Genomic DNA, 10,091 nt, shown 5'->3' on the forward strand with positions numbered 1-10,091 from the left:
GTTAACTCGGTAAAATTAATAGTTTTATTTATTTTGGATAATAAAAAAGGATGCATGTTTGCATCCTTTTTAAAAACTAAGAGATTCTTGGTGATTACTGAACAAGCTCTTTATCGCTGAACTCTTCAGCAAATAATGGGCTTGATAAGTAACGCTCAGTTGCACTTGGTAAAATTACCACAATGTTTTTGTCTGCGTTTTCAGGTTTTTCAGCAAGGCGCTTTGCAGCAACTACTGCGGCACCTGAAGAAATACCCACTAAAATGCCTTCGTTTTTCATCAGTTCATGAGCCATGGCAATGGCATCTTCATTTGATACTTGCTCTGCAGCATCTACAACTTCTAAATCAAGGTTGCCAGGGATAAAGCCTGCACCGATACCTTGGATTTTATGAGGGCCCGGTTTAATTTCTTCACCAGCTAAAGTTTGGCTAATAACTGGCGAGTTAGTTGGTTCAACAGCAACCGATTGTACATTTAAGCCTTTCTCTAGTTTAAGGTAACGGCTAACACCTGTAATAGTACCACCAGTACCAACACCTGCTACGAAAATGTCGATTTTTCCGTCCATTGCTTCAAAGATTTCAGGACCTGTTGTTTCAAAGTGAATTTTTGGGTTAGCTGGGTTTTCGAACTGTTGTAAAAGAATGTACTTTTCAGGCTCACTTGCTTGAATTTCTTTTGCTTTTTGAATTGCGCCATTCATGCCTTTAGCGCCATCAGTTAAAACTAGGTTAGCACCTAACGCTTTTAATAATTTACGACGCTCAAGGCTCATTGTGTTAGGCATAGTTAGAGTTAGTTTGTAGCCACGAGAAGCCGCTACAAATGCTAGTGCAATACCTGTATTGCCTGAAGTCGGCTCGATTAACTCTTTGTCTTTAGTTAAGACACCTGACTTTTCTGCTTCCCAGATCATTGAAGCACCAATACGGCATTTAACACTGAAGCTTGGGTTACGTGATTCTACTTTAGCAAAAACATTACCTGATGTTACGCGGTTAAGCTTTACAATTGGTGTATTACCAATCGTTAATGAATTATCTTCAAAAATGTTAGACATACTGTTCCCTTGGAAGCAATTTATTCAATCGTGATCAATGAGCTTAGGCTATTGATCTGTAATAGTCACACTTTACTGTGGTGAATAAAAAACGAAAGTAAAGTTTGGCTATAACATATAGCGAATAGGCTTAGATACCCAAACCATCTCAAGGTGCGAGTTTCAGTTGGAATTAATATAGTTTAGGAACAAGCAAACAAAGTAAGGGGAGGGCGCACCAAAAGGTGCGCTGATAAGGTCTTAAAGCAACCAAGCGTAGCTAAATTTAGCAAATAACGTGCGCTGCTCTTTAGTCATTGATGACAGCTCATCATCTTGATAGCCATTATCAGAGTAACCAGCAAAGAATACAGTTTGCGGATTCAGCTTGTAAGAATACAGTAGCTGAGTGGCTAACTTTTTATATTGGCTATCAACATCATCTATGTAATTAGCCTGATTGCGTTCTAAATCGGTATAAATGACTGCAAGGCGTAAAAAGCTATTCACGTTGAATTGGTAAGTTAAACGCACATCACTTAAATTGGCGGTAAATACTTCACTGCCATCGGCTTCAAGTTGCTCATAAGTATGACGTAAACGCACTTCAAAATGCTTACCAAGGTTCATATTCAGCACAGGGCGTATATGGAACTTATCACCAACGCGGTTATTAGCTAAATCAACGGCATTACCTGTGTACATATATAAAGAAGCAAATACCCCAGCGGTGGGTTTAAAGTCACTGTACAAGCCAACGCCATTTTCGCTAAACAAGTCGGTGTTGCCGTCGATATCTAAACGTGATTTGTCGTGGCGAAGGCCAGTGCGATTACGATGCTCAACAGAGACCTCAAAAAAGCTTTGTAACGGGCCGCTGACTGAAAAGCTGGTTTGTGCTTCTTTTTCGAGAAGTTCATTATTTTCGTTGTGAGTAATATCCCAATCAGCATATAGGTTAGCGCGATTCCACCAATTGCCTTTATCGCCATACCAGCGGTATTCGCCACCAGTCGTAAACTTTTTAAAATCAACTTGTGAGATAAAGCCTAAGTCAGCTCTCAAATCGGCATCGCGGTAATTATAATCGGCAAATGCGCGCCAGTATTTCTCGTCGTGTTGATACTTTAGGTAGTAACCAGTACCTGATTGCTGTTCTTTACTTAAAACACGCAGTACGCCTTCGTTGTAGTCGCAGTCACTATTTAATTCACAACTCACTTGCTCTGGCTGTGAGCAGTTATCCCCATCACATAACTCGTCGATAAAATCTTGGCTGTATTGCGTTTGTGACTTTAATACTTGCACTAAGAACACATCGTTTACTGTTGGTTTGTATTTACTATCCAAACTATAAACTGTGTTTTTATAGTCATCACTTTGTCTGTGTGTTGCAGTTGACCCAAGTGATAAGCCTGATTCAAAATCGTATCGATAACGCAGGGCACCGTTTTCACTTTTCTCGTCTAGGGCGACAAGAGATGAACCTAAATTGCCAGGGATCAACACATTGGTTTGCGCGTCATTGGCAATGAAGCCGGCAAATGTATGACCATTTTTGCTGCCGGTGATTTTCGTGCCGTAATCTGGCTGGGCAATATTACGGGTATGAATAAGGTTAAGTGTAGAGGCAAAGTAGTCAGCGTTATCTAAAAAGAAGGCACGCTTTTCAGGGAAGAATAAACTAAAGTTATTGTTCACACTCAATTGTGCAACATCTGCTTCAACCTGAGAAAAGTCAGGATTAATCGTCGCATTTAAGGTGATATCTGGGGTGATCCCCCATTTAACATCTAGGCTGGCTTCAGTATTGTTCTCTGACTCCCAATCAGCTACTTGAGCGCCATCAATATCACGGGTCTCATTTTTGCCAAGCACCAAAGATGGAATAATCGCTACGTTATTGCCTTGCTTTGCTTGTTCAAAGCCTTGGTAACTTGGCATTTGGCAAATCCAACAATTGTTCCCGTGGTCAATCTGCATATTTGAGATACGTAACCGTTCACTGCGCGGTAAAAAGCGTAAAAACTCCATTGCCATCGTTTTAGTCGCTACGCTGTCGTCAAAATTCAATACGCGTAATGGAATGGCCACTTCAACTGTATAGCCTTTATCATGAATAACACCGACGCTATCCCAAATACCATCCCATGATGAGCTTTCTTGCTTGGTTAGTTCATTTTCTATTGAGTCTTGCTGTACGCCAAGAGGATTAATAAAAAATTGATAGGCTAATTGAGAGTTATTGTATGAATCTATTTTTAGGCCAACTAAGTCATCATCCCAGGCAGCATCACGATCACGATAAAAAGCACGAATAAGTTCTGGGTTTGGGTCATTCGCTTCAAAGCCAATAAAAAGTGTTTCGCCATCTTCATAAACATAGGCGTGGGTGGTAACTGGGCTTTTACTGTTTTCATAAGGCCAAGTAACGTTGCCTATGGTAATTTTTTTTGCACGTTGCCAACTTGGTTCATTAAGCTGGCCATCGATTGTTGCCTGCTCTGCAATAAAAGGAAGGGTGACAGGCTGGCTGGTGGCCAAGCTGGTAAAAGGCACGCTCAATAGAGCGGCACTTAACATTGATTTATACATAAGCACTATACGGGTATTCAAAACTGCGAGCATGTTATTAATTTGCAACTTTGTTAACAAATGCAACGCGACAGGGCGCATATATTTACGTTCAAATTAGATTCTAACAAGCTGTGGTGGTAATTTGCGCAGTTAAACGTTAATTTGGCTGTTTTATAACAAAAGTAAACTAAAACGTGGTAAAAGATTACCACCTAAAAATTGAAGTGATCGTTATGAATTTAATTCTAAAATTAATTGCTGGTATTGTTGCCGGTATTTTAGTGGGCTTATATGTGCCACTAACAGGTGTTGAACTCCTTTACACAGTAAAAGAAATAATAGGTCAGTTGATCACCTTTACCATCCCGTTAATTATTTTATTTTTTATCGCATCAGGTATTGCTGGTTTACCAAAAGGGTCAGGCCACTTGTTAGGAAAAACAGTTGGCTTTGCATATGGTTCAACCGTTATTGCTGGAACCTTAGCGTTTTTACTTGTCAGCGCTATGATCCCATTGTTTGATGGCGGTTTAACGTTTGAAGCAGAAGTTGCTACCGAAGTGGGCAGCTTTATTGATTTAGAAATTCCACCTCTTATGAGTGTAATGACAGCACTTGCTGCGGCGTTCATTTTTGGTATTGGTATGAGCCAATTACAGCTTGATACTTTAAAGAAAGTATCAGATCAGGGCCGTGATGTGATTGATGGCTTACTAGCAAAAGTAATTATTCCTGCGTTACCTTTTTACATTGCTGGTGTATTTGCGGAAATGACCGTTGCAGGTACGGTGGTTGATACGCTACAAACCTTTGGTATTGTTTTGCTAGCTGCATTAATTATGCATTGGCTATGGCTAACTGTTTTATATGTATCTACAGGCATTTTACTAAAGCGTAATCCATTAGAGCTTGTAAAAAATATGCTACCCGCTTATTTTACTGCTTTAGGTACAATGTCGAGTGCAGCAACAATTCCTGTTTCGCTTCGCTCAAGTAAAGCAAATAATGTAAAAGAAGATGTGGCTAACTTTACAGTACCTTTATGTGCAACCATCCATTTATCGGGCTCAACAATTACGATTGTGACATGTGCAATGGCTGTCATGTTCTTATCACCGAATATGGATGTACCATCGTTATTTGGTATGTTGCCATTTATTATGATGCTAGGCGTTGTAATGATTGCTGCGCCTGGCGCACCAGGTGGGGCAGTTATGTCGGCATTGGGTCTTTTAACAAGTATGCTTGGTTTTAATGAAGGTGCGGTTGCATTAATGATTGCACTTTATTTAGCACAAGATAGCTTTGGAACTGCCTGTAATGTAACAGGTGATGGTATCATTGCCCTATGGGTTGATCGTTTCAGCGAGAAAGCATCAGCTTAAATTTAATTAGTGAAACGATATTTTGATTTATCGTTTCACTTTTTCTGTGCTAATGTGGCACATTAAATTGTGCGAAAGCAGCTATTTGGTTATTTGAGGGTGTTCCATTGATTAATGTACTTTTAGTTGATGACCATGAACTTGTACGGACAGGGATCAGACGTATACTTGATGATGTTCGCGGTTTTAAAGTGGTGGGTGAAGCTAAAACCGGTGAAGAAGCGGTGCAATTTTGCCGTCAACATTCACCAGATATCGTGTTGATGGACATGAATATGCCAGGTATTGGCGGTTTAGAAGCGACAAAGAAAATCTGTCGTTATTGCCCAGATGTAAAAATTATTGTGCTTACTGTGCATTGTGAAGACCCATTCCCAAGTAAAGTAATGCAAATCGGTGCACACGGTTATCTGACTAAAGGTGCCGGTTCTGATGAAATGGTTAACGCCATTCGTGCAGTGAATGCAGGACAACGTTATATTGCGCCTGAAATTGCGCAGCAAATTGCGCTTGCCCAGGTAAGTGGGCGGACAGATGAAAACCCTTTCCAGAGTTTGTCCGAGCGTGAGCTGCAAATCATGCTGATGATCACTAAAGGTGAGAAAGCGCAAGACATCGCAGAGCGTTTGAACCTCAGTTCAAAAACGGTGAATAGCTATCGCTATCGCATGTTTGAAAAGCTAAATGTAGGGGGGGATGTTGAACTTACCCATTTAGCAATTCGTCATAAAATGATCGACATTGATAGCTCGCATTAATTTGCTCAATGTCTGATTTCGAACCAGCCCGTTTTTTAAAAACACTATCAAGTGAGCCCGGTGTCTACCGAATGCTTGATAGTGAAGGGCAAGTTATCTATGTCGGTAAGGCAAAAAATCTAAAAAAGCGTGTCAGTAGTTACTTCCGTAGCAATGTAACTGATAGTAAAACGCGTGTCTTAGTCAGTAATATTTGCGGTATTGAAGTCACCCTGACTAACACCGAAACCGAAGCCTTATTACTCGAAAACAATCTAATAAAAAAATATCAGCCTCGTTATAATATTTTGCTGCGAGATGATAAGTCATATCCATATATTCTGTTAACAGATCATAAGCACCCGCGACTTGCTTTTCATCGTGGTAGCCGAAAAATTAAAGGCGAATATTTTGGTCCATTCCCAAGTGCGGGAGCGGTTTCTGAAAGTTTGCGTTTAATGCAAAAAATTTTTCCGGTTCGCCAATGTGAAGATGCCTATTATCGAGCGAGAAGCCGTCCCTGTTTACAATATCAGTTAAAGCGCTGCTCAGCACCGTGTGTAAATAAAATCTCCGATGAAGAGTACCAACAAGAAGTTGATTTTGTCCGTAAGTTTTTGCTGGGTAAATCTCATGAAGTTATCGCCGATTTAGTCACAAAGATGGAGCAAGCAAGTAAAGAACTTAAATTTGAGCTTGCGGCCAAAGTCCGTGACCAAATCATGTTGCTTCGAAAAATGCAGGAGCAACAATCTATTTCAGGTAATCATGCCGAAATGGATGTAGTGGGTTTTGCGCATTTAAATGGTTTAAATGCGGTTCACTTATTAATGATCCGCGACCACAAAGTGCTAGGCAGTAAAACTTATTTCCCTAAAGTACCAAAAGACTCCGGTGAAGAAGAAATTCTAACCTCGTTTTTAGGTCAATATTATTTAGCACCCGGTGCAACGGGGCGCATTGCCAAAGAAATTATCTTACCGTTTTGTATTGAAGAAAGTGAGCCATTAAGCGAAGCGCTTACGGCAATCTCTGGACGTAAAGTGAGTCTAAAAGTTGCTAATCGCGGTGAGCGGGCACAGTATTTAAAGCTTGCTAATAAAAATGCACTTAACAGCATTAGTGTTAAGCAAAGCACGCAGGATTCAATCAACAAACGTTACGCACAATTAAAAGAAACATTACGTCTCGATGATATTAATCGCATGGAATGTTTTGATATCAGCCATACAATGGGTGAAAACACGGTAGCAAGTTGTGTGGTGTTTGATTCGCAAGGGCCTAATAATAAAGAATATCGTCGATTTAATGTTACTGGTATCACCGGCGGTGATGATTATGCTGCGATGGAATTTGCACTTAATAAACGCTACAACAAAGTAGTCGATGAAGAAAAAATTCCAGATGTCATCTTCATTGATGGTGGTAAAGGTCAATTATCTCGTGCTGAGCAATATTTTGAAAACTGGCCGCATAATAAAATGCCATTGCTGGTGGGTGTTGCAAAAGGTACTAGCCGAAAACCAGGTTTAGAAACGCTATTAATTGATGGCGGACGTAAAACAATACCACTTGATTCAGATGCACCAGCGCTGCATTTAATTCAGCATATTCGTGATGAGTCGCACCGTTTTGCCATTGCAGGGCATCGTAATAAACGACAAAAACAACGCACACAATCATTGTTAGAAGAAATTACCGGCGTAGGACAAAAGCGCCGACAAGCATTATTAAAATATTTAGGGGGCATGCAAGGGGTAAAAGCTGCTAATATAGACCAATTAAAACAAGTTCCTGGGATCAGCCCTGAAATGGCTGAAAAGATATTTAATCATTTGCATGACAAGGCGTAGCCTTCGTGCGAATATAGAAAAAAAGACATCTCCAAGTAGTTATGTGGAATATTCCAAACACACTCACAACCTTTAGACTTTTTCTTATCCCCATTTTTTTGGTGATATTTTATTTGCCTTTCTCATGGGCGTTTTTCGCAGCTGCGTTTGTTTTCTGGCTTGCGTCAATCACAGATATCCTTGATGGCTATCTAGCGCGTCGTTTAAATCAGTCAACGCCATTTGGTGCGTTCTTAGATCCGGTTGCAGATAAAGTAATGGTGTGTGCGGCACTGGTTGCTTTATCGAGTCATTATCAAACCTTGTATATGACTATTCCGGCATTAGTGATTATTAGCCGTGAAATTGTTATTTCTGCTTTACGCGAATGGATGGCAGAGCAGGGTAAACGTGACAACGTAGCTGTATCAAACATGGGTAAGTTTAAAACTGCGGCACAAATGCTAGCCATTATTGGTTTGATCTGGCAGTTTGATACATGGATGATCTACTTAAGTTATGGCCTTTTGTACGTCGCAACATTGTTAACGCTTAGTTCTATGTTGCAGTATTTAATGGCAGCATGGTCAGAATTGACCAAAAATTGATCCTAAACGTTTAATTACACACCGTTTTAGATAAAAAATAAGCAAACAGTTCAAAACTAGCATTTTTTATATTGACGCGTTTAATAATCTCTGTAGAATGCGTCCGTGTTGAGAGGGCATAGCCCCCAAGATAAAGAAAGCGGCACTAGCTCAGTTGGTAGAGCGCAACCTTGCCAAGGTTGAGGTCACGAGTTCGAGCCTCGTGTGCCGCTCCAATTATCTAATTTGGCGGAATGGCAGAGTGGCCATGCAGCGGATTGCAAATCCGTCTACCTCGGTTCGACTCCGGGTTCCGCCTCCATTCAACACTCCACACGCTCTATGAGCAACCCGATGCCCGGGTGGTGGAATTGGTAGACACAAGGGATTTAAAATCCCTCGCTGGTAACAGCGTGCCGGTTCAAGTCCGGCCCCGGGCACCATTTGTGGTTAACTACAGTACCAAATGTGGTTATAAAAATGATATTAGAGTTAATATGATGCGGCACTAGCTCAGTTGGTAGAGCGCAACCTTGCCAAGGTTGAGGTCACGAGTTCGAGCCTCGTGTGCCGCTCCATATTAGCTTTATCCACTTGCTTTAAATAGCAAACCCGATGCCCGGGTGGTGGAATTGGTAGACACAAGGGATTTAAAATCCCTCGCTGGTAACAGCGTGCCGGTTCAAGTCCGGCCCCGGGCACCATTTTGATAAAGAAAAATTTGCGGCACTAGTTCAGTTGCCAGAACGTTATCATCGTAACCTCAAGGTTGTGCACCAACGGACAAAATACTGACAGAAACAAATTTGCGGCACTAGCTCAGTTGGTAGAGCGCAACCTTGCCAAGGTTGAGGTCACGAGTTCGAGCCTCGTGTGCCGCTCCAATTATTTGGAAGCGATAAGGCGGAATGGCAGAGTGGCCATGCAGCGGATTGCAAATCCGTCTACCTCGGTTCGACTCCGGGTTCCGCCTCCATATAATACTCCACATGCTCTTTCGAGCGACCCGATGCCCGGGTGGTGGAATTGGTAGACACAAGGGATTTAAAATCCCTCGCTGGTAACAGCGTGCCGGTTCAAGTCCGGCCCCGGGCACCATTTACATAAAATACCTCTTCTCTATTTCATTTTTATTTCTTTTTTTAATCTCATCAAATTATTTTTTTATTGCCAAAATAGCTTTATAGTTTCCTTAGTCTTTTTAAAACAGCTAACGCGTTTTCAAGTTTTCAGCACTACTGAATTCAATAAATAGGATCAAGGAAAGATAATGGAGCAATTTAAACGTGGCTTAAATCAGTTCTGGGTAGGCGCCGTATTTGGGCTTTGTCTAGCGATATCGTTAGTTCTTATACCATTCCGCATAAAGATTAAATCAATTTAATCCATTCCCGATTGCACATTTTCTTCACTCGATCCGGGATTGAAATAAAGTGATTCCATGCCTTTGAAACTTCATCGACAATTTCGTCATAGCCCGAAAACACTCTATTGGATAAACAATGCTGTCGTATCCAGCTCCATACTTGCTCTATTGGATTTAGCTCTGGTGAATAAGGTGGGAGCTTTATCAGGGTTAGGTTTTTAAATTCTGCAGCTGTATCGTATGTGTGCCAGCCTGCGCCATCTATTATCACGACAGCGTGTCTTCCAACAGGTGTCGCGTGTGATATCTGGCGCATATGCTGCGTCATTGCTTCTTTATTTACGAATGGGCTAACTAACGCTTCTGTTTGGCCTGTGGCTGGACATACCGCGCCAAATAAGTATCCATAGTCAAATTGCTGTTGTTTTACAATCCGTGGCCGAGTGCCTGTTTCAGCCCAAATGCGCGTAGTCGGATTTTGCTGGCCAAATCGTGCTTCGTCCTGAAACCATACGTCGATCCGATCAAGAGGAAGGTGTCCTGGTGTGTGAAGGATCGTTTCCAG

General features: G+C 41.4%; 7 protein-coding genes and 8 tRNA genes. 12 read left to right on the forward strand and 3 right to left on the reverse strand.

The genetic code is table 11. From position 1 onward, the window contains the following. Positions 1-94: 94 nt before the first annotated feature. Positions 95-1,063, reverse strand: a complete 969-nt coding sequence (gene cysK, locus IMPJCBKJ_RS08120) for a cysteine synthase A (protein WP_054553648.1) — start codon at positions 1,061-1,063, stop codon at positions 95-97. Positions 1,064-1,303: 240 nt separating this feature from the next. Next, positions 1,304-3,637, reverse strand: a complete 2,334-nt coding sequence (locus tag IMPJCBKJ_RS08125; protein ID WP_166339738.1) for a carbohydrate binding family 9 domain-containing protein — start codon at positions 3,635-3,637, stop codon at positions 1,304-1,306. A 215-nt stretch (positions 3,638-3,852) separates the two neighbouring features. Between IMPJCBKJ_RS08125 and IMPJCBKJ_RS08130 the strand changes: the two genes are divergently transcribed. From IMPJCBKJ_RS08130 to IMPJCBKJ_RS08185, 12 genes are all read left to right on the forward strand, one after another. Next, positions 3,853-5,004: a dicarboxylate/amino acid:cation symporter gene (locus tag IMPJCBKJ_RS08130; protein ID WP_166339740.1), complete on the forward strand. Its 1,152-nt coding sequence runs from the start codon at positions 3,853-3,855 to the stop codon at positions 5,002-5,004. A gap of 107 nt (positions 5,005-5,111) precedes the next feature. Continuing rightward, positions 5,112-5,762 (forward strand): UvrY/SirA/GacA family response regulator transcription factor, encoded by a 651-nt coding sequence (gene uvrY / locus IMPJCBKJ_RS08135; protein WP_054553647.1) that lies wholly within the window; start codon positions 5,112-5,114, stop codon positions 5,760-5,762. A gap of 8 nt (positions 5,763-5,770) precedes the next feature. Then, a complete protein-coding gene (gene uvrC / locus IMPJCBKJ_RS08140) occupies positions 5,771-7,594 on the forward strand; it encodes an excinuclease ABC subunit UvrC (RefSeq protein WP_166339742.1) in 1,824 nt (607 codons plus the stop codon). Between the two features lie 41 nt (positions 7,595-7,635). Then, positions 7,636-8,181, forward strand: a complete 546-nt coding sequence (pgsA, locus tag IMPJCBKJ_RS08145; RefSeq protein WP_166339744.1) for a CDP-diacylglycerol--glycerol-3-phosphate 3-phosphatidyltransferase — start codon at positions 7,636-7,638, stop codon at positions 8,179-8,181. A gap of 139 nt (positions 8,182-8,320) precedes the next feature. Next, a tRNA-Gly gene (locus tag IMPJCBKJ_RS08150) sits at positions 8,321-8,396 on the forward strand. Between the two features lie 12 nt (positions 8,397-8,408). Beyond that, positions 8,409-8,482, forward strand: a tRNA-Cys gene (locus IMPJCBKJ_RS08155). Between the two features lie 34 nt (positions 8,483-8,516). Then, positions 8,517-8,603: transfer RNA gene (locus IMPJCBKJ_RS08160), tRNA-Leu, on the forward strand. Between the two features lie 59 nt (positions 8,604-8,662). Then, positions 8,663-8,738, forward strand: a tRNA-Gly gene (locus IMPJCBKJ_RS08165). 39 nt (positions 8,739-8,777) lie between these two features. Beyond that, positions 8,778-8,864, forward strand: a tRNA-Leu gene (locus IMPJCBKJ_RS08170). Between the two features lie 104 nt (positions 8,865-8,968). Beyond that, a tRNA-Gly gene (locus tag IMPJCBKJ_RS08175) sits at positions 8,969-9,044 on the forward strand. Positions 9,045-9,062: 18 nt separating this feature from the next. Then, positions 9,063-9,136, forward strand: a tRNA-Cys gene (locus IMPJCBKJ_RS08180). Between the two features lie 35 nt (positions 9,137-9,171). Next, a tRNA-Leu gene (locus tag IMPJCBKJ_RS08185) sits at positions 9,172-9,258 on the forward strand. 272 nt (positions 9,259-9,530) lie between these two features. On the opposite strand, the gene IMPJCBKJ_RS08190 is transcribed toward IMPJCBKJ_RS08185, so the two are convergent. Beyond that, positions 9,531-10,091, reverse strand: a 561-nt coding sequence (locus tag IMPJCBKJ_RS08190) for an IS630 family transposase (RefSeq protein ID WP_166338866.1), incomplete at its 5' end; no start/stop codon positions are given.

It is taken from the genome of Pseudoalteromonas sp. MB47, assembly GCF_011319765.1.
GTDB classification, from domain to species: domain Bacteria; phylum Pseudomonadota; class Gammaproteobacteria; order Enterobacterales; family Alteromonadaceae; genus Pseudoalteromonas; species Pseudoalteromonas simplex.

What these genes read in the sequence shown, in the direction of transcription:
- cysK (WP_054553648.1), bottom strand. Translation starts at nt 1,063, where the DNA reads ATGTCTAACATTTTTGAAGATAATTCATTAACGATTGGTAATACACCA.
- IMPJCBKJ_RS08125 (WP_166339738.1), bottom strand. Translation starts at nt 3,637, where the DNA reads ATGTATAAATCAATGTTAAGTGCCGCTCTATTGAGCGTGCCTTTTACC.
- IMPJCBKJ_RS08130 (WP_166339740.1), top strand. Translation starts at nt 3,853, where the DNA reads ATGAATTTAATTCTAAAATTAATTGCTGGTATTGTTGCCGGTATTTTA.
- uvrC (WP_166339742.1), top strand. Translation starts at nt 5,771, where the DNA reads ATGTCTGATTTCGAACCAGCCCGTTTTTTAAAAACACTATCAAGTGAG.
- pgsA (WP_166339744.1), top strand. Translation starts at nt 7,636, where the DNA reads ATGTGGAATATTCCAAACACACTCACAACCTTTAGACTTTTTCTTATC.